Here is a 21,070-nt window from a genome sequence, read left to right as displayed (position 1 = left end):
AGCGCGCTCGACATGGGACTCCTCGGGGTAGACGGCACCGCCGAGGATATCGGGCACCCACGGGCCACCCCCAGCAGCACGACCGGTCGAGATGATCCTGTTATCCGCCGCTGTTCCACGGGGAGCACGGGCCACGTGCCGCCGCCGATGCCGAGTGCCGGCATCAGGTTTGGGTTACCGTGCGGTGATGGACGCGGCGACGAACCCGGGCGGTTGGCCCGTGGAGTTGCCGGTGCTGGTCAGCGTCGAGCCGCTGAGTGGCGGCTGGGTCGGCGATACCCGACTGGCGACGCTGACCGACGGACGTCGCGTCGTGGTCAAGGACTGCCCCTATCCGGCGGTGATCGAGGCCGACGGGCTGGGTGCGTTGCGGCGGGCCGGCGTCCCCACCCCGAAGGTGCTGGCGGCGTCGGGAACACGGCTGATCCTCGAGTACGTCGGCGGCCCCCCGGATTGGCCGGCGCTGGGCCTGGCGATCGCCCGGATGCATCGCCAGGTCGGGCCGCGGTACGGCTGGCACCGGGAGAACCGGGGCGGTCGTTTCCTCCAACCCAACACCTGGTCGGACGACTGGCCTGCGTTCTTCGCCGAGCAGCGCGTCCGCACCCACCTGGCCGACCCGTCCGTTCCGCGTGCGGTCGCCCGCCGCCTGGATCGGGCCTGCGACGGCGCGATCCAGGCGCTGCTGCCGTCCCGACCCGTCCCTTCGCTCACCCACGGCGACCTGTGGACGGGCAACACCGTCGCCGGCCGCTGGGTGATCGACCCGGAGGTGTCGTTCGCCGACCGTGAGCTCGATCTGGTGCACATGCTCGGCGTCAGCCAGAATCCGTTCCCGCCGGAGTTCTGGGAGGCCTACGAACACGAATGGCCGATCCCGGACGACTTCGCCGACCGCAGCAAGGTGCTCGGCCTGCATCACCGGCTGCTCGGCGTCCGGCACTTCGGCGACCGCGGCGTCCCCGCCCTGATCGCCGACCTGGACGCCCTCGGCTGGTGACCAGAGGGACGGTTCTCTCGGTCGCCGGGGACGGTTCCTTTGGACACTTCTGGTGACCAAGAGAACCGTCCCCGGTGACCAAAGGAACCGTCCCCAGTGACCAAGGAACCGTCCCCTTCGTTCCACGCGAACCGGGCGACCTACTTCAGCAGCTTGGACATCCGGCGGTCGGCCAGGGGTTTACCGCCGGTCTGACAGCCTGGGCAGTACTGCAGGGACGAGTCGGCGAAGGAGACCTCGGCGATCGGCGTGCCGCAGACGTCGCAGGGTTCGCCGGTGCGGCCGTGGACCCGCAGGCCGATCCTCTTCTCGCCCTTCAACTCCTTGGCGGCCCGGCCGACCGAACGGGCGATCGCGTCGCCGAGCTCATCCTTGATCGCGGCGAACAGCCGGGCATGTTCCTCGGCCGACAAGGCGTTGGACGGCTTGAACGGGCTCAGCTTGGCGGCGTGCAGAATCTCGTCGCTGTAGGCGTTGCCGATGCCGGCGATCACCCGCTGGTCGCGCAGCACCCCCTTGAGCTGGGCGCGTCCGGCCTTGGCCAGGATCGCCGCCAACGCGTCGGAGTCGAACTCGTCGGCCAGCGGATCGGGGCCGAGGCTGGCCAGCATCGGCACCTCCTGCGGGTCGCCGACCACATAGATGGCCAGTTTCCGCTGGGTGCCCATCTCGGTCAGATCGAAGCCCGAACCGTCGGCCAGCACCACCCGCAGACTCAGCGGACCACGTCCGGGACGAGCCGGCTTGGTGGGCATGGCGTCCTTCCATTGCAGCCAGCCGGCCCTGGCCAGGTGGAACACCAGCCAGCTGCCCGAGACGTCGATCGCGATGAATTTCCCGTAGCGGCGGACCTGTTCCACCTCGCCCCCGTGCAACGCCGAGAGCGGCAGCTGGAACGTCTTCAGCGCGCTGAACGCCAACAGCTCGGTGCGAGCGATGGTCGCACCGGTCAGCTTGTCGGTGAGGAACGAGCGCAACGCCTCCACCTCGGGCAGTTCAGGCACCGTCGTCCTCCGTTCCCCGCTCACTCAGTTCTCGCTCGGACGCCCAGTCGGGCCCGGGCAGGCCGAGGGTTTCGTCGAGCGCCGCCAGGTATTCGTCGCGATCGATCTCGATCACCCCGAGCGAGGCCAGGTGGTCGGTGCGCCATTGGACGTCGATCAGCCGCTCGGTTCCGCCGTCGCGCTGCATTGCCCGGACCAGCCGCAGCAGTGCCACCTTGGACGCGTCCCGTCCGATCTCGGGGTCATGGAACATCGATTCGCCGGCGAACAAGCCGCCCAGCGACACCCCGTACAGACCGCCGGCGAGCCGTCCGTCGGGCGTCCAGGTCTCGACGCTGTGCACCACCCCGTGCTCGTGCAGCAGGGTGAACGCGTTGACGATGTCGTCGTCGATCCAGCCGTGCGGACGGCTCGGGTCGGCGCAGCGGCTGATCACCTGGTCGAAAGCGGCATCGACGGTGGTCACATAGCGTTTCGCGGCCTGCCGCAGCGAGCGGGTTACCCGCATCCCGTCGGGCAGCAGGACGCCGCGCCGCATCGGCGACCACCAACCCATCCGGGCCGGGAACCAGGAGTTGTGCAGGGGCATCGGGAACACCCCGCAGCGGTAGGCCAACACCACCAGGTCGGGGTCGAGCTCGTCGGAGAGCCCGATCAGGTCCTGCGCCGGCCAGTCCCGCGGCGGTCCGAAGATGCCCGGGCGACTCATTGCTCGATTGTGCCATCAGGGCCTGACGATTGCGGGGACGGGAGTCCCGACTCTGAAATCCGCGGTCCAGTTGTGACCCGAGCACGCGGCACGCCGTCAGGTGCTGATCCGGACCGCAGTTCTCGGACGGCACCTCAAACCTTGGCCCAGCAGCTCGCGCCGGCAGCCAGGGACGGCGCCGGGTCACCCCCGATAGTGGCTGGGGGCACCGTGAGTAGTGTGGACGGCGAATCCCGCGACGCTCAGGAGTCACCGCATGTCCACCCAGGAACCCAGCTCCTCCCAGGAAGCCAGCAAGACCCTCGTTCAGCGCGCGCCCGAAGTGGCCGGCAACGTGCTCCGGCAGATCCTCGAGTTCGCCATCGACGGCAATATGACCATCCCGGGCGCCAAGGACGCAGCCGCCCGCTGCCTGCAGACCCGCGGCGATCATGAAGCGGCCGTCGAGTCGGTGGTTCGGCAACACGTCGGGCTGGCCGGGGCGCAGGGCTTCCTGACCAACCTGGGCGGCCTGTTGTTGCTGCCGGTGGCGCTACCGACCAACCTGGCCGGGCTGGCCGTCGTCCAGATGCGAATGATCGCGGCGATCGCGCACCTGCGCGGCTACGACCTCAATGACCGGCGGGTGCGTTCGGCGTTGACCCTGGCGATGCTCGGTGAGGACGACGTACGCAAGCTGGTGGCGTCCGGCAAGTTGCCCAGCACGCCGCTGGGGGTGGCCACCGCGCCGGTCTTCGACCCGATTCTGGAGCATGCGGTCAGCGAACGGGTGTTCGGCGACCTGGGCATGAAGATGGCCGGCAAGCATGCGGTGGTGCAGGTCGCCAAGCGGATCCCGCTGGTCGGCGGCGGCGTCGGCGCGGCCGCCGACGGCTACTTCACCTACGCCCTGGGTCAGTACGCCCGGCGCGAGTTCGTCCGCCGTCGCGGCTGAGGCTTGCCGCTCCTGGGCTCTGGTCAGCCCACCCTAGGAAGGTTTCGACAAGCTCAACCAGCGGTGGTTGCGTCGGACCTAACCAGTGGCGGCGGCGGTGAGTCGGGCGGCCAGTTCGCGGACGGCGGCCCGCAGCTCAGGTCCCTCCTCGACGACGAACGGGAACGGCACCTGCGCCAGCCACTCCCCCGCGTACATCTCCGGATTGCTGGTGGTGCCGGTCAGCACACACTCGTCACCGTCGGGTTCGAGGCGGCCCATCGGTGCCCGCAGCCAGGGCCGGACGCGCTCGGCGGGCGCAAGGAACCGCACCCGGGTGGTCAGTCCCCAGCCTTCGCCGAGACTGCGCTCCAGGACGGCGGCGGCGTCCAGATCGGCCGGCACCTCGGAGGCGGTGCTGAGCAGGTCGACCGAACCGATCCGGTCCAGCCGGTAGGTGCGCAGCTCGCCCGAGCTCGTCCGGCACAGCAGATACCAGAGTCCGTAGCGCACGACGACCGCCCACGGGTCGACCTCGCTCGTCCACTCATGACCGGCCGCGCTGCGATACGAGATCCGGACGCACCGGCCCGCCGCGACCGCCTCGACCAGGGCCGAGGTGACGGTGAGGTCGGGCCGCGGCGTCCGTGCACCGGCGGACGCGACGTGCTGCCAGAACTGCGTGGCGGGCCGTCCGACCGATTCCGGAAGTGCCCGCAACAGCTTCGCGACGCCGGATCCGGCCAGGCTGTCGGGGTCCGGTGCGCCGGCCGGCGAATCCAGCACCGCCATCACCGTCGCCAGCGCCTCGGCGCCGCTGAACACCACCGGTGGTAGCCGGACGCCGCGTCCGATCTGATAGCCGCCGTACGGTCCGGTGGTGGCGGTGACCGGGATGCCGGCATCGCGCAGCGTGCCGACATAGCGGCGGACGGCCCGCTCGCTCACCCCGAGCCGGTCGGCGAGATCCACGGCACGGATCCCGGGCCGCTGGTGGATGAGGTCGAGCGTGCGCAGGGCCCGGGCGGTGGGGCTGGCGTCCATGGCGTCATCGTAGGTCGGTTGCGGACGCGGATCGTCCGGATCCCCTCCTAGGGTGCAGGGCATCGCTGATCATGCACGTCATCCCGGGCTCCGACCCGCGATCTCCGGCGGGGAAAGATCCCGGAGAGATCCCGGATCAAGTCCGGGATGACGAGGGCGCGGCTTTGATCAGCGCATCGCTGAAGGAGGAGACGATGACCGACATCGTGCTGATTGGGGGCCTGTGGCTGGCCCCGCAGGTATGGACGGACGTGGTGACCGAGCTCGACCGGCGGGGGCATCGGGGCATCCCGGTGGCCCTGCCCGGACAGGGTGACGGCAACACCGAGGCAACCCTGGACGACCAGGTCACGGCGGTTCTGGCCGCGATCGACGACTGTGTCGCACCGCCGCTGGTGGTGGGCCATTCGGCGGCGGCATCACTGGCCTGGATCGCGGCCGATCGGCGTCCGGTGGCCGGGGTGGCGCTGATCGGCGGCTTCCCGGTCGCGGACGGCGAGGCCTACGCCGACTTCCTGCCGATCGTCGACGGAGCGATGCCGTTCCCCGGCTGGCCGGCGTTCGAGGGTCCGGACTCCGCCGACCTGGACGCCGCGACCCGCGAGCGGGTGGCGTCGGCGATGATCCCGGTGCCCGAGGGTGTCGCCCGCGGCATCGTGCGGCTGGAGAACGAGGGCCGCTACGACGTCCCGGTCACGCTGATCTGCCCCGAGTTCACCCCGGACGACGCCAAGGCCTGGATCACCGCCGGCGAACTACCCGAGCTGGCGAGGGCCCGGCACCTCGACCTGGTCGATCTCGACTCCGGACATTGGCCGATGGTCACCCAGCCGACAGCACTGGCAGCCCTGCTGACCAGGTGACCAGGTGACCAGGTGACCAAAGGAACCGTCCCCGGTGACCGAGGGGACGGTTCTCTTGGTCACCGGCGAGCGATCTGTTTCACCTCTCAGTGGGACGTGTTGCGCTGCAAGGCCGAGGGACCGCGGGTCTGGATGCCCTGGCCGCACGGGGGGCCACCACGGCGGGCAGCCTGCGCCGATCCGGTGCACCTGGAGGGAACCGCCACAAGGGGGCAGAATTGCCACCTGTCCGGACGTCGGAACAACCTGCGATTCTCGCCTCGCCACGGGAGGGGAAGGGTTCACCATGTCCATGTTCCGCCGGTTCTGCGCTGTCACGTTGACAGCGCTCGCCTTGATTCTGGTAGCGGCACCGGGGGCGTCCGCTCACCCCGCGCCCCAACACAGAGGGGGCCACCACAAATCGCCACACCGCAGCTATGTCGCCCTCGGCGACTCGTTCGCCGCGGGCACCGGGGCCGCCCCTGCGACCGACGCCTGCGGCCGCTCCAACCTCGCCTACCCGCGGCTGCTGGCGCAGGCCGCCAGGCTGCAGCTGACCACGCTCGCCTGTGCCGGGGCCACGATGCCCGATGTCGCCACCAAGCAGTTGCCGTCGGTGTCCTCGTCGGCCCGCTACGTGAGTGTCCAGGCCGGCGGCAACGACATCGGCTTCACGCAGGTCTTCGGGCTCTGCGCGCAGAAGGACAACGACGACGAGTGCGCGGCCGCGGTCGCCCAGTCGACGGCTTACATGAACTCGACGTTCACCGGCCAGGCGAGCGCACTGTTCGCCGCCGTCCGGCAGAGCGCCCCGCAGGCACGGGTGGTCGTGGTCGGCTACCCCCGGCTGTTCAGCGGGAAGAACTGCAGTCCGCTGGTGGACTACAGCGCGAAGGAGCAGCGCATCATGAACGGTGCGATCGATCTGCTCAACACGCGACTGTCGCAGGCGGCTGCCTCGGTCGGCGCCCGGTTCGCGAATCCGACGAAGTCGTTCAAGAACCACGCCTGGTGCGCCCGGCTGCCCTGGATCACCGGCCCGGAGAGCCCGGTCGCTTTCCACCCCAACGCCCTCGGACAGGTTCTGGGCTACCTGCCGACCGTTGCCTCGAAGTTCCTCTGACGGCGCGTCACCCATAGCGAGAGCGTGGGTTCCGGCCGGTAGTGTTCGGCCATGCCGGAACCCCGCTTCCGCGTCGCGATCGTCGGCGCCGGGCCGTCCGGGCTGTTCGCGGCCCAGTTCCTGTCCGCCCGCGACGATGTCGCCGTCGACATCTTCGATCGGCTGCCGACCCCGTACGGCCTGTTGCGGTACGGGGTGGCGCCCGATCACACCTCGATCAAGGCGGTCGCCCATGCGCTCGCCCGGGTTTTCGACGCCCCGGCCGTCCGCTTCCTCGGCATGGTCCACTTCGGACGTGACGTCACCCGCGAAGAGCTGCTCACCGGCTACGACGCGGTGATCTACGCCGTCGGCGCCAGCGAGGACCTACGGATGCGGGTTCCGGGCGAGGACGCCGTCGGCAGCCGCTCAGCCCGCGAGTTCGTGGCCTGGTACTCGGGCCATCCGGACGCCGAACCGCAGTCGCTGGACGGCGTCCGGCAAGCGGTGGCGGTGGGTGTCGGCAACGTGGCGGTGGATGTGGCTCGCATCCTGGTCAAGGAGCCGCTGGCGCTCGCGGTGACCGACATGCCCGAGGACGTGCTGGGCGAGCTGCGCCGAGCCCGGCTGACCGATGTCTGGGTGGTCGGACGCCGTGGCCCGCAGCACGCCAGCTTCACCACCACCGAACTGCGTGAACTGTGCCGCACCCCCGGGGTCGCGGTCAGCGTCGACCCGGAGGCATTCGACGACATCGACGACGACACCCTGGACCGGCGCACCCGGGCGAACGTCGCCGTGCTGCGCGAGGCGTCCGAGACCCAGGTGGCCGCTCCGCGGATGCGGCTGCACTTCCTGTTCTGGCGCCGTCCGGTCGAACTGTGCGGTGACCCGGTGCGCGAGTTGGTGCTGGAGCGCACCCGGCTCGACGACGGCCGGGTGGTGGGCACCGGCGAAACCGAGACGCTCGAGGTCGAACTGGTGCTGCGCGCCATCGGCTACCGCGCCGTCCGGCTGCCCGGGGTGGCGTTCGACGAGAAGCTCGGGGTGATTCCCTCCGAGCACGGCCGGGTGCTCAACGGCTCCCGCGTCGCGCCGCGCGAGTATGTGGTGGGCTGGATCAAACGCGGCCCGATCGGGGTGATCGGCACGAACAAGTCCGACGCCCGCGAGACCGTGGAGCACGTGCTGGCCGACTTGGCCAAGCTCGGTCCGCGCGCCGACCGTGTCGATCTGGTCGATGCCCTCGCTGCACGTGGCTTCGTGCCGTCCAGCTACGACGACTGGCGGCGGATCGAGGCGGCCGAGGCCAACCGTGGCGCGTCCTACGCGCGCGAACGGATGAAGATCGAGGCTTGGCACGAGTTGCTCGACCTGGTGCAGGCCGAGCGTCCGGGCGGGCCGATACCTCCCGGTTGAGGCCCGAAACCCCCTCCCGGACGCCGGGTCTCCCGGCGGCCCACCCCGCGCTGACGCGCGGTGTCAGAAGTGCGCACCCTTCATTGCCCGTGCCGCCGCAATACGTGTAGATTCGACGACCCGGCGCATCGTGGCGAATCAACCATCAGTGCCCGGTGGCGGCTCGACGGGAGAGGAGACGTGCAGCGATGCCCGGCAGCACGCACGTCCGACACGTGGTGACACGAGCCGATGTTGCGCGCTACGCCGGAGTGAGCACCGCCGTGGTCAGCTACGTCATCAACAATGGCCCCCGCCCGGTGGCGGCCACCACCGCCGAACGGGTGAAGCAAGCCATCGACGTGCTGGGCTACCGGCCCAACGGCAGCGCCCGCGCGCTGCGCCGCGGGGTCAGCGACACCATCGGGCTCGTCACCCCGCAGCTCGACAACCTGTTCTTCGCCGAGTTGAGCCAAGAGATCGAGCAACTCGCGGTCAACGCCGGCAAGGCGGTGCTGCTCGGCAATTCGCTCGGTGACCTGCGCCATCAACGCCAGTTGATCGACGGCATGCTGAGCCGCCAGATCGACGGCCTGATCGTCCGCGGCAGTTCGTCGCACGACGATCCGCTGGCAGGCATTCGCACCAACGTGCCGTGCGTGCTGCTCGACACCATGGTTCCGCTGCCCGGACGGCGCTCGATCGGCTCCGACCTCCGAGGCGGCGCCGATCAGCTGGTCGACCATCTGATCGCCGTCCATGGCCTCACCCGGATCGCCCTGGTGGTCGGACGCGACCTGCCCGGACTGGTCGATCCACGCGAGGTGGGCTGGCGCGATGCCCTGCGTCGCCACGGCCTGCCGGAGGGTCCCATCGCACGCGCGGCGTTCGACCGGATCGGCGGCTACCGGGCGGCGCAGCAACTGCTGGCCGCGCCGCTCCCGCCACAGGCCGTGTTCGCATCGTCGGATCTGCAGGCGACCGGTGTGCTCCGCGCGCTGCACGAGACCGGCACGAAGGTGCCGTCCGAAGTCGCGGTGGTCAGCTTCGACGGCACGTCGGAGTCCGCGTTCACCTACCCGGCGTTGACCGTCGCCCGGCAGCCGGTCGCCACCATCGCCCGCCGGGCCTACGAACTGCTGGGCGATGACGGCACCACCGAGGCCTTCGAGCAGCTTCCCACCGACCTGATCGTCCGCCAGTCCTGCGGCTGCGCCGGGACGACGATCACCCCCTAGCCGTGTCCTCGTGACAGAACCGAACTCGCAAGGAGCCCGCGTTGCCCACTCGACCATCTGAACCCACCGCGAGCTCCGCCCGGCCGACCGGCGCTCGGGACATCCTGATGCGGCGAGGGGGGACGTGCCTGGCGCTGCGCTGCGAGCTCGACTCGTTGCCTCAGGTGCTCCACTGGGGACGGGATCTCGGCCCGCTGGACGACGCACAGCTGGCCGCCTGGGCCTCTGCCCGGGCGGGCGTGGTGTCGGGCAACGCCGACGTTCCGCCTCGCCTTTCCCTGGTTCCCCAGCAGGCGGAAGGCTGGACCACCACCCCCGGGCTGGTCGGTTCGCGAGCCGGCCTGGGGCAGTTCTCCGACTTCCATCCGACGGCGATCGAGGTGGAGGCTGCCGAAGGAACCGGCCAGGCGCCCTCGCACGTCCGGGTGGAGGCGCACGACGACGAGGCCGACCTCGACCTCGCCATCGAGATCGAGCTGACGGCGTCCGGACTGGTGCGCACCCGCGCCACCCTGACGAACCGGGGCGCCGACGGTTACGGGGTCGACTCGTTGCTGCTCGCGCTGCCGACGCCGCCCAGCGAGACCCTGGTGCTGGACCAGTCCGGCCACCATCTGCGCGAGCGTGAGACCAGCACCCACGAGTTCACCCTCGGCAGCCACGAGCGCACCACACGGACGGCCCGTGCCCACGCCGGATCGAGCATCCACGGCAGCTGCGAACCGGGCACCGGCTGGAACCGTGGGCTGGTGCACTACGTGCACGTCGCCTGGTCCGGCAACACCCGGACTCTGGCCGAGCGGGTCGTGACGGGCTTCCAGGCACTCCTGGGCGGCGAACTGCTGCTGCCGGGTGAGGTGGTGCTGAACTCCGGCGACTCGTACGCCACACCGTGGCTGATCGCCACCTGGGGCGAGGGCCTGGACGAAGCCGCCGGCCGCATCCACGGCTATCTGCGCGCGCGGCCCGGCCATCCCACCTCGCCGCGGCCGGTCACCTTCAACGCCTGGGAGGCGGTGTACTTCGACCACACCCTGGAGCCGCTGCTGGCACTGGCCGAGGTGGCCGCCGAGGTCGGCGCCGAGCGATTCGTGCTCGATGACGGCTGGTTCGGTTCGCGACGCGACGATCGCTCGGGTCTCGGCGACTGGGTGGTCTCGGTCGACGCCTGGCCGAACGGCCTCGCTCCGCTGGCGGACGCCGTCCACGCCCACGGCATGGAGTTCGGCCTGTGGTTCGAACCCGAGATGGTCAACCCCGATTCGGACGTCGCTCGCGCCCACCCGGAATGGATCCTGTCGCCGCGGACCCACCGGCCCCAGGAGGAGCGTCAGCAGCAGGTGCTCGACCTGAGCAATCCGGACGCCTTCGCACACGTCCGCGATCAGCTCCTGGCCGTCCTCGACGGCGTGCGGATCGACTACATCAAGTGGGATTTCAACCGTGACCTGCCCGAGGCGATCTCCCCACTGACCGGCAGGCCCGCGTATCACGCGCAGACCCTGGCCACCTATCGGCTGATGGACACCCTGCTCGCCGCCCATCCGGAGTTGGAGATCGAGTCCTGCGCCGGCGGCGGCGGCCGGATCGACCTGGGCATCCTGGAGCGCGCGGTGCGAGTCTGGGGTTCGGACTGCATCGACCCGCTGGAGCGGCAGGACATCGAGGCCGGCACGGCGCTGCTGCTACCGCCCGAGATGGTCGGTTCCCATGTCGCGTCGACGACGTCCCACACCACCGGCCGGACGCTGAACCTCACCTTGCGCGCCTCGACCGCCCTCTTCTCGCACATGGGCATCGAATGGAACCTGCTGGAGGCCAGCGAAGAGGAACGTCGCGACCTGGCCGCCTGGATCGGCCTGCACAAGCGGCTCCGCCCGTTGCTGCACACCGGACGCGTGGTGCATGTCGACCCTCCGGACGCCAGTTGGCGCGCTCACGGCGTGGTCTCGGGCGAGCGGGACGAGGCCGTCTTCAGCTTCGTCCGGATGAGCACCTCGGCCGTCCGGCCGTCCGTGGCGATGCGCCTGCCCGGGCTCGATCCGAGCGCCGACTACCACCTGGTGGAACTCCTGCCGGACGGCGTCAGCTCCGATCTCGCCCTGTCGCTGCGATCGCCACAGAACTGGAGTTGGTGGCGCGAGGGTGTCACTCTTCCGGGCGCGGTGCTGGGTGAACTGGGCGTGAGAGCCCCCGACCTCTACCCGGAGCGGGCGACTCTGCTCCACCTGCGCCGAGCCTGACCCATCGCTGATTGAGCGAATCTCAGCCACCGCTGGTTGAGCTTGTCTGACCCATCGCTGGTTGAGCTTGTCGAAACCCTTGGTGACCGAGGTCTCGACAAGCTCGACCAACGCGGACGAGCCCGTCGAAACCCTCGCCCCAACGGGGTTCGGGTCTCGACGGGCACAACCGGCGATACGGCGTTTCGTCAGCCCTTGACCGCACCTGAGGTGAGGCCGCGCACGAAGTAGCGCTGCAGGGCGAAGAAGACGATCAGCGGCATGATCATCGACACGAAGGCACCGGCGGTGACCAAGTGCCAGTTCTCACCGCGGCTGCCGAGCAGGCCGGCCACCGCGATGGTCAACACCGCGTTGTCGCCCTGGCCGAGGAAGATCAGCGCCACCAGCAGATCGTTCCAGACCCAGAGGAACTGGAAGATCGCGAACGACGCCAATGCCGGTGTCGACATCGGAATGATCAACTGCCAGAACGTCTTCCAATGGGACGCCCCGTCGATCTCGGCCGATTCCACGACCGATTTCGGCAGCGACGCCATGTAATTACGCAAGATGTACAGCGCCAGCGGCATGCCGAAGCCGGCGTGCGCCAGCCAGACGGTGGCGAACTGACCGTTGATGCCCATCTGCTGGAAGATGATCGACAGCGGCACGAACGCGACCTGGTTCGGCACCACCAGCAGGCCCACGATCAGGATGAACAGGGCGTCGCGGCCCGGGAACTTCATGAACGTGAACACGTACGCGGCGAAGGCGGCGATCAGAATCGGAATCACGGTGGCGGGCACCGCGACAGCGATCGAGTTGACGAACGCCTGCCCCATCGGAATGGCGCCGGTGGTGAGCACCTCGCGATAGTTGTCGATGGTGATCTGCGTCGGGTTGGCGAAGACGTTCCACCAACCGTTCGAGTTCGACTCGCTGCGTGGGCGGATGGACGCGATGAACAGGCCAATCGTCGGAATGAGCCAGAGCAGGCACATGATCACCACGATGATCTCGATGATCAGAATGCCCTTGCCGGCCCCGACCGAACGTCCGGAATTCTCGTCGCGCCCAGCGTCCTTCTTCTTCTTGACGGTCTGAGTGGCGGTGCTCATGAGTTGGCCTCCTGAATCCGGAACTGCCGAACCTGGTAGATCAGGACCGGGATGATCGCGACGATCAGGATCACCACGATCGCCGACGCCGTGCCTGGGTCACCGGCCTTGAACAGTGCCCCGTAGAAGGCATTGCCGAGCACGTTGGTGGTGTAGTTGCCGTTGGTCATCGCATAGACGATGTCGAAGACCTTCATGACACCGATGAGCACCGTGATGAATACGGTGATCACGGTCGGCCAGGCCTGCGGAAGAATGATCCGGAAGAAGATCTTCCCCTCGGTGGCACCGTCGATCCGACCCGCCTCGATGGTGTCCTCGGGGACGGCTTTCAACGCCGAGCTGAGCAGCACCATCGAATAGCCGACCTGCGTCCATACGTAGACCATCATCAGCAGGAACGTGTTGAAGCGGAACATGTCGATCTGCAGCCAGGTCTGCGGCGCTCCGCCGAACCAGACCACGATCTGGTTGAACAGGCCGATCTGCGGCTGGCCTTCGGGCTTCCAGGCGAAGACCAGGTTCCAGATCGTTGACGCGCCGACCATCGAGATCGCCATCGGCAAGAAGATGATCGACTTCGCGATCTTCTCGCCGCGGGCATTCAGCTTGTCGACCAGCACCGCGACGCCGAGACCCATGGCGACGATCAGGGCCGGCGCCACGATGATCCACAACACATTGTTGATCAGCGTGTTGATGAAGTCGGGATCGGTGAACAGACGTCGATAGTTGTCGAAACCGACCCAGCGACCCAGTCGTCCGTAACTGCCCTTGCGGAACGACGACATCACGGTTTCCACCGCCGGGTACAGCAGGAAGATCCCGATCACGGCGAAGGCCGGAAGAATGAGCGCGTACGGCTTGAGCCGGTTCTCCCATTTGCGGGGGAGCATCTCGCAGGCTTTGTTCAACAACCAGAAGAGCGCGACTGCACCGACGACGCCGATAACCACGGCGCCGAGGGCGAGTCCCAGTTTCTCTACCACGATTTTCTCCTAAGTTCGCGCCTGGCGGTGCCGCGAACACCTTCGCAGCACCGCCAGGCTGAGACTCGGGCCTCTGGTTTTACTCAGTCGGCCACTTCGCGTCGATGCCCTTCAGGGTCTCGTCCAGAGTGGACCGGCCACTGGTGTAGTTGACCATTCCGGTCCAGAAGGCGCCGGAACCCACCACACCCGGCATCTGGTCGGAGCCGTCGAAGCGGAACACCGAGGCGCTCTGAATCGACTTGACCACGTCCTGCAGCACCTTGTTCGGGTACTTGTCCAGCGGGAAGGACTTCAGCGGCGACAGCCACGCACCGGTCTTCACTTGGTTCTCACCGAAGGTCGGGTCGGAGGTCATGAAGGCCAGCACCTTCTTGACGTTGGTGTCGTTCTTGGTCAGCGCCGCGGCCAGGTCGCCACCGCCGAGCACCGGGTGCTCGCCGTTGACGGTCGGGGTCATGAACATGCCGACCTGGGTGTCGAGCTTGGCGAACACGTCGTCGGGGAAGAAGCCCTTCTGGGTGACGAAGTTGCCCTGCTTGCCCAGGTAGCACTTCGGGGTCTTCTCGAACATCGGGTTGAGCGCCTGCGCGAACGCGTTCGACGGGGCGTTCTTGATGCCGCCGAAGACGTTGCCGGGGGTCATCAGGATCTGGTTGTAGACATCGAACGACTTGCGGATCTCGGGGCTGTCGAACTTGATCTCACCCGCGACCCACTTGTCGTAGACCTCGGTGCCCGAGGTCTGCAGCACGTAGTCCTCGATCCAGTCGGTGGCCGGCCAGCCGGTCGCGGAGCCCGACTCCATGCCGTAGCACAGCGGTGCGGTGCCGTCGGCCTTGATCTTGTCGAGCAGCGTCAGCAGCTCGGCGTGGGTGGCGGGCACCGTGTAGCCCTTGGCCTCGAAGGCGGGCTTGTTGTACCAGTAGAAGGACTTGCCGTTCATCGCCATCGGCGCGCCGTAGGTCTTGCCGTCGACGGTCGCGGCGTCCAGGAAGCCCGGTACCACGTCGGCCTGCAGCTTGGGCAGATCGACCTGGGTGCTCAGATCGGCCACCTGGCCGTCCTTCGCCAGCTGCCGGAGGATGCCCGGCTGCGGGAAGATCGCGATGTCGGGCGCGTTGCCGGACTGGATCTTGGCGGTGATCTGCACCTCGAACTCGTTCGACTGGATGAAGTCCAGCTTGATGCCCTGGCTGTCGGCCCAGGTCGTCATGTCCTTCTGGAAGGCCGTGGACTGGTCGCCCGAGAAGGCGTACATGACCTGGATGGTGTCCTTTGCCGTGGCCGGCCCGGTCTCGGTCGCACCCGGCTCGGGCCCTCCGCCGCCGCTCAAGCAGCCGGTCAGCAATAAGCTGCTCGCCGCCAGGCCCGCGATCAGGGCAAGGCTCTTTTTTCTCATAACTTCAGTCGCCCCCTTGCAACAGAATGGATGTGAGCGGCTTCTGAGTGGTCGCTCTGGACCGCAACATACAGGAGACGACTCTTCTCGTGTAGATAGAGCAGCAAGTTGCAACCATCGTGTGATCTAGGGGTGTTGGTCTCTGCCCGGGTCAGTGGAGTTCGTAGCTGCTGCCCATTCGGTGCACGTGCAGCTCGGTGACGGACGCCGTCCCGGCCTCGCTGAAAAGTTCGACCGATCGTTCACCCTCGCCGGGGAACACCAGCAGGCTCAGCGCCTCGCGACCCTCGTCGAGGAACACTTCGACGCTGGAGGCGTCCAGCAGGATGCGCATCCGCAGGGTGCCACCCCGCACCGCGGCGCTGCGGTAGCCGCGTTGACCGGCACCGGAGTGATGCCTGTCGACCATCACCCGTCCGGTCTGGACGTCGTAGGCGATCAGGGTCTCGTCGCCATCCGGGATCTTGTGGACGGCCAGGCCGATGCGTTCGGCGGTGCTGGCCGCCAGGTCGATCTCGATGTCGATCTCGCCGGCCGTCAGATCGGTGGTGACCACGCGCGATTCGTCATCGGTCAACCGTAGGGCGCCGTGCTCGTCGGTGGCGGTGCGCAGCGCCTCCACCTCGGCGATCGGCCACATGGTCAGCCTGTGGTCGGCAGTCAGCCCGAGTTCGCGCGGCACGGTCAGCTGGGAGCACCAGCCGTCCGCCTGGGAGGGCATCGGCTGCTCCGGGCCGCCGCCCATCCAGCCGATCAGGAGGCGGCGTCCGTCCGGCGCCTCGAAGGTCTGCGGCGCGTAGAAGTTGCCGCCCCGGTCCAGTTCGGTGTGGTCGGCGATCACCTCGAAGTCGCCGCCGGGACGCCAGCGGCCGACCACGTAGCCGACGTTGTGGATGTTGCGCCGCTCGAAGCCGTCCGGGCTGGCACCCATCGGGCTGACCAGCAGCACCCAGCTGTCACCGAGCGGGAAGAAGTCCGGGCATTCCAGCATGAACACCCCGGGCAGCGACGAGCGATACAGCACCCGGTCGAACTGCCAGTCGAGCATGTCGCCGGAGCGGTACAGCCACACCTCGCCGTGCCGGTCGGAGGTGCCGACGCCGACCACCAGATACCAGCTGTCCCCCTGCCGCCACACCTTGGGATCGCGGAACTGCGGGACGCCGTCCGGGTTGTCGATGACCACCCCCTTCTTCTCGAAGTGGGTCCCGTCATGGCTGACCGCGAGCATCTGGCACTGGGTGACGCCGTCGGTGAAGTCCACACCGTTGTTCCAGACGTGACCGGTGTAGTAGACGTACAGTTCGCCCGACTCCGCGGTGACGGCGGAACCGGAGAAGACGCCGTCCCGGTCGGCGGGCAGGCTCGGCGCCATCGCGATCGGCTCCCGCCGCCAGGTGATCAGATCGGCGCTGCTGACATGCCCCCAGTGCATCAGCCCCCAATCGGTGCCGTAGGGATAGTGCTGGAAGTACACGTGGTAGCGGCCGTTGAAATGGCACAGTCCGTTCGGGTCGTTGATCCACCCGGCCACCCCGGCGATGTGGAATCGCGGGTACCACCGGTCGCGACGGCTCGCCGCCAGGTCACCGACGGCGGCCTCGGCCCGCTGCAACGCGTTGCTCATGCTGACAGTCATGCTTCTGCTCCCAGACCAAATAGCTGTGTGATCGAACGGCACGATGCCCGCCACCCGACGGTGACGGGCATCGCGTGGAGTGCCTTACTTTCCGGCGCCCGCGGTGAGGCCCTCACGAAGCGGCTTCTGACCGAAGACGAACACCAGCAGTGCCGGGATCATCGAGATGATGACGCCGGCCAGCACGGTCGAGACCGAACCGCTGCCGAGCTTGCCCTGCAGCGACACCAGGCCGAGCGGCAGGGTGAAGTTCTGCTCGCTGATCGTCATGATCAGCGGACGGAAGAACTCGTTCCAGTGGTAGTTGAACGCCAGGATTCCGACGATCGCCAAACCGGGTGCCGACAACGGCAGATAGATGCTGAAGAAGGTCTTCCACGGGCCGGCGCCATCGATCTCGGCGGCTTCGCCGAGTTCGACCGGTAGACCCATGAAGTACTGCCGCATCAGGAAGGTGCCGAATGCCGTCGGCAGGGCCGGAATGATCAGCGCCAGCAGCGTGTCGGCCAGCCCCATGCCGCGGATCAGCATGAACACCGGGACGATCGTCACCTGCATCGGCACCATCATGGTGGCCAGGATGACGGCGAACAGGGCGTTCTTGCCGCGGAAGTCGAAGCGGGCGAACACGTAGCCCGCCATCGCCGCGCTGATCATCTGACCGGCCGCCACCAGCACCGTGACCAGGGCGGTGTTCCACACGTACAACCAGACCGGGATCTTCTCGAACACGTCGACGAACGCTTCGAAACCGGTGGTGGTGACGTGCGTCACCGGATCCTGCGGATTGAGTGCGGTGATCAACGTCCAGACCACCGGACCGATGGTCAGGAAGGCGGCGATGCCGAGCACCAGGTACTTGCCGAACGTTCCGAGCCCAGCGAGGGATGAACGGGTTTTGACTGCATCAATGTTGCTCATGAAAACCTCACCCGTAGAAGACGTAGCGCTTGCTGAGCTGGAACTGGATGCCGGTGACAACCATGATCACCAGCGTGAGGACGATGCCGACGGCCGAGGCTCCACCGAAGTCGAGCTGCCGGAAGGCCGACTCGTAGATCACCATCACCGCGGTGCGGGTGTCGTCGCCTGGGCCGCCACGGGTGAGAACCCACGGCTGATCGAAGATCTGCAGCGCATTGATGATCGCCATCACCGACGCCACCAGCATGGTCGGGCTGATCAGCGGAATGGTGATGTGCCGGAACTGCGACCAGCCGACCACGCCGTCGATCGAGGACGCCTCGTACACCTCCTTCGGAATGCCGGCGATGCCGCCGATGAACATCAGGAAGGTGAAGCCGAAGTTCTGCCACACGTAGACGATCAGCACGACGACCTTGGCACCGAAGCCGGTGGTCAGCCAGCCCACCTTGCCGACGCCGATCAAGGTGAGGAACTGGTTGATCAGGCCGAACTCGTAGTTGAACAGGTAGGCCATGATCAGCGACACCGACGCCGCCGACAGGATCAGCGGGAAGAACAGCGCCGAGCGGAAGAAGGTCCGCAGCCAGTCAGGCATCCTGGACTGCACCAGGATGGCCAGCCCGAGGGCGACCGCCAGCTGCACGATGACGGCGGCGACCACGAAGGTGAGCGTGTTGAAGAACGACACCCGGATCGTGGGGTTGGCGCCCATCTGGACGAAGTTGTCGAAGCCGATGAACTGCGGCGCGGTGATGATGTCCCAGCGGAAGAACGCCAGCACGACCGAACCGATGATCGGCACCACGCTGAACAGGCCGAGCCCGATCACCGTGGGGGCAAGGAAGACCCAGACCAGCGCCCGGTTCTTCTTTCGAGGACTAGTAGTCGTGGACATCATCGTCCCTTCAGTGCGAGTTCGAGGTCACGCTGCATCAGCTCGAGACCGGGCCGGACGCCGCCCGGCCCGTTCATGATCGTGTTGACCACGTTCTTGAGCAGCGCCGATTCGACCGCGGCCTGCTGCGGGGGTGCAGGCATCGGTCCGGTGGTCGGGAATTTGATCAGGGTGTCGTAGAACACATTCCAATGCGCGGGACCGACGCCCGCGCCGTAGAGCTTGTCGTTCAGCGACTTGCGCGGCAGGGACGAGTCAGGCTTGTTGTGGGCGATCGACATGCCCTCGAGCGAGACGCAGTACTTCAGCCACTCCCAGGCCTCGTCCTTACGCTCCGAGACGTCCATGATGGCGTAGCCGCCGGCACCGAACTGGTGGCGCTGCCCGTTCATCGCCGGGAAGTAGGTGACGTCGTAGGCGTCGTTGGCGACACCCGCCTCCTTGAGGCCCTGCACCCAGTAGCCGCCGGCCGGGGTCATACCCACCGCGCCGGTGGAGAACAGGGCGACGAGTTCGTTGCCGCCGCCCTGCGCCGGGTTGGCCGCCAGGCCCTCGCTGACCAGTCGCTGCAGCACCGAGAAGCTCTCCACTGCGGCGTCGTTGAGGGCGTCCGCGTTCTCCCACAGGTAGCCGCCGCCGCGCGGTGTCTCGTTGGGATAGAACTTCTTCCAGAACCAGTCGCCGCCGGGCGCCTTCTCCTCGGTGAGGAAGCTGGTCTTGTTGACGTACAGCCACGGCACGACGCCGCCCCACAACCGGTTGTTCCAGAAGTAGGGCAGGAAGCTGCCCTGGCCGCTGGACTTCATCTTCCGCGCGACGTTGAAGAAGTCGTCAACGGTCCAGTTGTCGTTGGGCCGCTCCAAGCCGGCCCGCTGCAACGCGGAGGTGTTGTAGAACACGTTCGCGGCGTTGAAGTTGTCCGGCAGCTGGAAGAGGCTGCCCTTGTAGAGGAACGACTCGATCAGCGACGGGTGAACGTCGTCGAAGTACTCCTGCATCTCGGCGGCGTCGCGTTGTACGAAGTCGTCGAGCGGATGGGCCATCCGAGAGGCGAACAACTGAGTTCCCTCGGTGGCGACGGTGACCACGTCCGGCGGGGTGCCGGCCGCGATCATGGTGAGAATCTTGGCGAAATACTCGCTCCAGTCCTGGCCCTGGATCGCCACGATCCGAACCGGGATATCGGGGTGTTTGCGCTGGAAGCCGTCGATCAGCCCTTGTCGCTGTTGGGCGTCCTGTTCGGTTCCGAAGAGCGCGATGGTGAGGGCACTCTTGCCCCGACCGGGGATGTCCTGAGCGGTGAGCCGCGGCCACGAGACCACCGTCCCGATCGCACCGAGGCCCAATGTCGCGAGCATTGCTCTTCGTGTGATGTCAGCCACTCTGCTGCTCCTTCTGCTTGGGTCACAGGCAGCGACGACCGCTGATCGGGACCCGAGTGTGGCGCGATGCTAATCGTTTTAGCACCCGTGCGTCAACGATTTTGCAGCTACTCTCCCCACTTTCTGACGCCACGCTGCGGAAGGCGCTTTCCCCTCGACTTGGACCTGGCGCTAGCATCCATGCCCAAAGCGAGGGAGCTGGGATGAGGAAGCGCGTCACACTCGCCGACGTTGCCGCCCGCGCCGGTGTGTCGACGGCGTCCGCCAGCCTGGTGCTCAACAACCGGCCCGGAACACGGCTGTCCGCAACCTCCGCCGCGCGGATCCGGGCGGCGGCCGAGGAACTGAACTACCGGCCCAACCACACCGCACGCAGCCTGCGGCTGGGCTCCACCCGAACCGTGGCCTTCCTCTCCGCCGACGTCACCACCACCCGCTTCGCCTCGGCGATGATCCTCGGGCTGCTGCAGGAGGCCGACGCGCGGGAGCACACGGTGCTGATCGCCGAGACCGGGAACGACGCGGCCCGCACCGAACGCGCGCTGCTCACCATGCTCGACCGCCAGCCGTCGGCGCTGATCCTCGGCTTCATGCAGGCGCGGCGGATCCATGTGCCGCCGGTCCCCTCCGACGTGCCGGTGATCATGGTGAACGGCGCGAGCGATGAACAGCACCCCACGGTGCTGCCCGCCGATCACGAGGGCGGCCGGCAGATCGCCTCGGTGCTGGCCGACGCGGGCCACACCGACATCGCCATCATCGGCTACGACCCGAACCGGGAGCCGGACTGGGGCGAGACGGTGACCATCGGAGCCCGGTTCGCCGGCATCGACGAGGTGATCGCCGAGCGCGGGCTGCGGGTCGCCGGCTACCGGGCCCGCCGCTGGGATCCGGACGTCGGGTTCGAGGGCATGAACGAGTTGCTCGATTCGGGCGCCGGGTTCACCGGGCTGATCTGCCTCAATGACCGGCTCGCCTTCGGCGCCTACCAGGCCATGCAGTTGCGCGGGTTGCGCATTCCGGACGACGTCTCCGTGGTGTCGTTCGACGACGACGTGATCGCCGCACATCTGCGGCCGGCGTTGACCACCGCGCTGCTGCCGTACGAGGAGATGGGACGCCGGGCGATGGAGATGGCGCTCAGCGATTCGGTCGACCCGCAGAATCTGCTGGTGCCGATGCCGATCCAACTGCGGGATTCCGTGCGCGACCTGCGTCAGTGAGTCCTCGCGTGGTGGGA

Annotated in this window: 18 protein-coding genes; 8 read left to right on the top strand and 10 right to left on the bottom strand. The window is 67.7% G+C overall.

Annotated elements, in window-relative coordinates; genetic code table 11:
* Positions 1 to 187: 187 nt before the first annotated feature.
* On the top strand, positions 188 to 1,000 hold the full coding sequence (locus tag Q0066_RS02570; RefSeq protein ID WP_298129757.1) for a fructosamine kinase family protein: 813 nt from the start codon (positions 188 to 190) through the stop codon (positions 998 to 1,000).
* Between the two features lie 140 nt (positions 1,001 to 1,140).
* Here the strand turns inward: Q0066_RS02570 and Q0066_RS02565 are convergent, their stop codons facing one another.
* Positions 1,141 to 2,004 (bottom strand): DNA-formamidopyrimidine glycosylase family protein, encoded by an 864-nt coding sequence (locus Q0066_RS02565; protein WP_298129755.1) that lies wholly within the window; start codon positions 2,002 to 2,004, stop codon positions 1,141 to 1,143.
* Positions 1,997 to 2,713: a leucyl/phenylalanyl-tRNA--protein transferase gene (gene aat, locus Q0066_RS02560; protein ID WP_298129753.1), complete on the bottom strand. Its 717-nt coding sequence runs from the start codon at positions 2,711 to 2,713 to the stop codon at positions 1,997 to 1,999. The genes Q0066_RS02565 and aat overlap by 8 nt, the downstream gene beginning before the upstream one ends.
* Positions 2,714 to 2,969: 256 nt before the next feature.
* Here aat and Q0066_RS02555 point away from each other — a divergent pair, with 256 nt between their 5' ends.
* A complete protein-coding gene (locus Q0066_RS02555; RefSeq protein WP_298129751.1) occupies positions 2,970 to 3,647 on the top strand; it encodes an EcsC family protein in 678 nt (225 codons plus the stop codon).
* A 78-nt stretch (positions 3,648 to 3,725) separates the two neighbouring features.
* Here the strand turns inward: Q0066_RS02555 and Q0066_RS02550 are convergent, their stop codons facing one another.
* On the bottom strand, positions 3,726 to 4,670 hold the full coding sequence (locus Q0066_RS02550; protein WP_298129749.1) for a WYL domain-containing protein: 945 nt from the start codon (positions 4,668 to 4,670) through the stop codon (positions 3,726 to 3,728).
* Between the two features lie 194 nt (positions 4,671 to 4,864).
* Here Q0066_RS02550 and Q0066_RS02545 point away from each other — a divergent pair, with 194 nt between their 5' ends.
* The 5 genes from Q0066_RS02545 to Q0066_RS02525 all read left to right on the top strand — a co-directional run bounded on the left by Q0066_RS02545 (position 4,865) and on the right by Q0066_RS02525 (position 11,496).
* Positions 4,865 to 5,533 carry an alpha/beta hydrolase gene (locus Q0066_RS02545; RefSeq protein WP_298129747.1) on the top strand — a complete coding sequence of 223 codons (669 nt, stop codon included), beginning with the start codon at positions 4,865 to 4,867 and terminating at the stop codon, positions 5,531 to 5,533.
* Positions 5,534 to 5,819: 286 nt separating this feature from the next.
* Entirely contained in the window at positions 5,820 to 6,638 is an 819-nt protein-coding gene (locus Q0066_RS02540) for an SGNH/GDSL hydrolase family protein (RefSeq protein ID WP_298129745.1), read from the top strand.
* Between the two features lie 51 nt (positions 6,639 to 6,689).
* Entirely contained in the window at positions 6,690 to 8,036 is a 1,347-nt protein-coding gene (locus Q0066_RS02535) for an FAD-dependent oxidoreductase (protein ID WP_298129743.1), read from the top strand.
* Between the two features lie 188 nt (positions 8,037 to 8,224).
* Complete coding sequence (locus Q0066_RS02530) at positions 8,225 to 9,253, top strand: LacI family DNA-binding transcriptional regulator (protein WP_298129740.1); 1,029 nt, start codon at positions 8,225 to 8,227, stop codon at positions 9,251 to 9,253.
* 164 nt (positions 9,254 to 9,417) lie between these two features.
* Complete coding sequence (locus Q0066_RS02525) at positions 9,418 to 11,496, top strand: alpha-galactosidase (RefSeq protein ID WP_298129765.1); 2,079 nt, start codon at positions 9,418 to 9,420, stop codon at positions 11,494 to 11,496.
* A 188-nt stretch (positions 11,497 to 11,684) separates the two neighbouring features.
* Here the strand turns inward: Q0066_RS02525 and Q0066_RS02520 are convergent, their stop codons facing one another.
* The 7 genes from Q0066_RS02520 to Q0066_RS02490 form a co-directional block, all read right to left on the bottom strand.
* Positions 11,685 to 12,596: a carbohydrate ABC transporter permease gene (locus tag Q0066_RS02520; protein ID WP_298129738.1), complete on the bottom strand. Its 912-nt coding sequence runs from the start codon at positions 12,594 to 12,596 to the stop codon at positions 11,685 to 11,687.
* Positions 12,593 to 13,585, bottom strand: a complete 993-nt coding sequence (locus Q0066_RS02515; protein WP_298129737.1) for a sugar ABC transporter permease — start codon at positions 13,583 to 13,585, stop codon at positions 12,593 to 12,595. The genes Q0066_RS02520 and Q0066_RS02515 overlap by 4 nt, the downstream gene beginning before the upstream one ends.
* 79 nt (positions 13,586 to 13,664) lie before the next feature.
* Positions 13,665 to 14,987, bottom strand: coding sequence for an ABC transporter substrate-binding protein (locus Q0066_RS02510; protein ID WP_298129735.1), 1,323 nt, complete (start codon positions 14,985 to 14,987; stop codon positions 13,665 to 13,667).
* A gap of 151 nt (positions 14,988 to 15,138) precedes the next feature.
* On the bottom strand, positions 15,139 to 16,626 hold the full coding sequence (locus Q0066_RS02505) for a sucrose-6-phosphate hydrolase (RefSeq protein ID WP_298129733.1): 1,488 nt from the start codon (positions 16,624 to 16,626) through the stop codon (positions 15,139 to 15,141).
* An 84-nt stretch (positions 16,627 to 16,710) separates the two neighbouring features.
* Positions 16,711 to 17,547 carry a carbohydrate ABC transporter permease gene (locus Q0066_RS02500; RefSeq protein WP_298129732.1) on the bottom strand — a complete coding sequence of 279 codons (837 nt, stop codon included), beginning with the start codon at positions 17,545 to 17,547 and terminating at the stop codon, positions 16,711 to 16,713.
* Between the two features lie 7 nt (positions 17,548 to 17,554).
* Positions 17,555 to 18,448, bottom strand: a complete 894-nt coding sequence (locus tag Q0066_RS02495) for a sugar ABC transporter permease (protein ID WP_298129731.1) — start codon at positions 18,446 to 18,448, stop codon at positions 17,555 to 17,557.
* Positions 18,448 to 19,806, bottom strand: a complete 1,359-nt coding sequence (locus Q0066_RS02490; protein WP_298129729.1) for an extracellular solute-binding protein — start codon at positions 19,804 to 19,806, stop codon at positions 18,448 to 18,450. Before Q0066_RS02490 ends, Q0066_RS02495 begins: the two co-directional genes overlap by 1 nt.
* Before the next feature lie 227 nt (positions 19,807 to 20,033).
* On the opposite strand from Q0066_RS02490, the gene Q0066_RS02485 reads away from it, so the two are divergent.
* Entirely contained in the window at positions 20,034 to 21,053 is a 1,020-nt protein-coding gene (locus Q0066_RS02485; protein ID WP_298129727.1) for a LacI family DNA-binding transcriptional regulator, read from the top strand.
* The last annotated feature ends 17 nt before the right edge of the window (positions 21,054 to 21,070 follow it).

This window comes from Micropruina sp., assembly GCF_027492755.1.
In the GTDB taxonomy this organism is placed as follows: domain Bacteria; phylum Actinomycetota; class Actinomycetes; order Propionibacteriales; family Propionibacteriaceae; genus Micropruina.
Note: the sequence above shows the minus strand (reverse complement) of the source record. Positions and strands in the feature narration are given on the sequence as shown.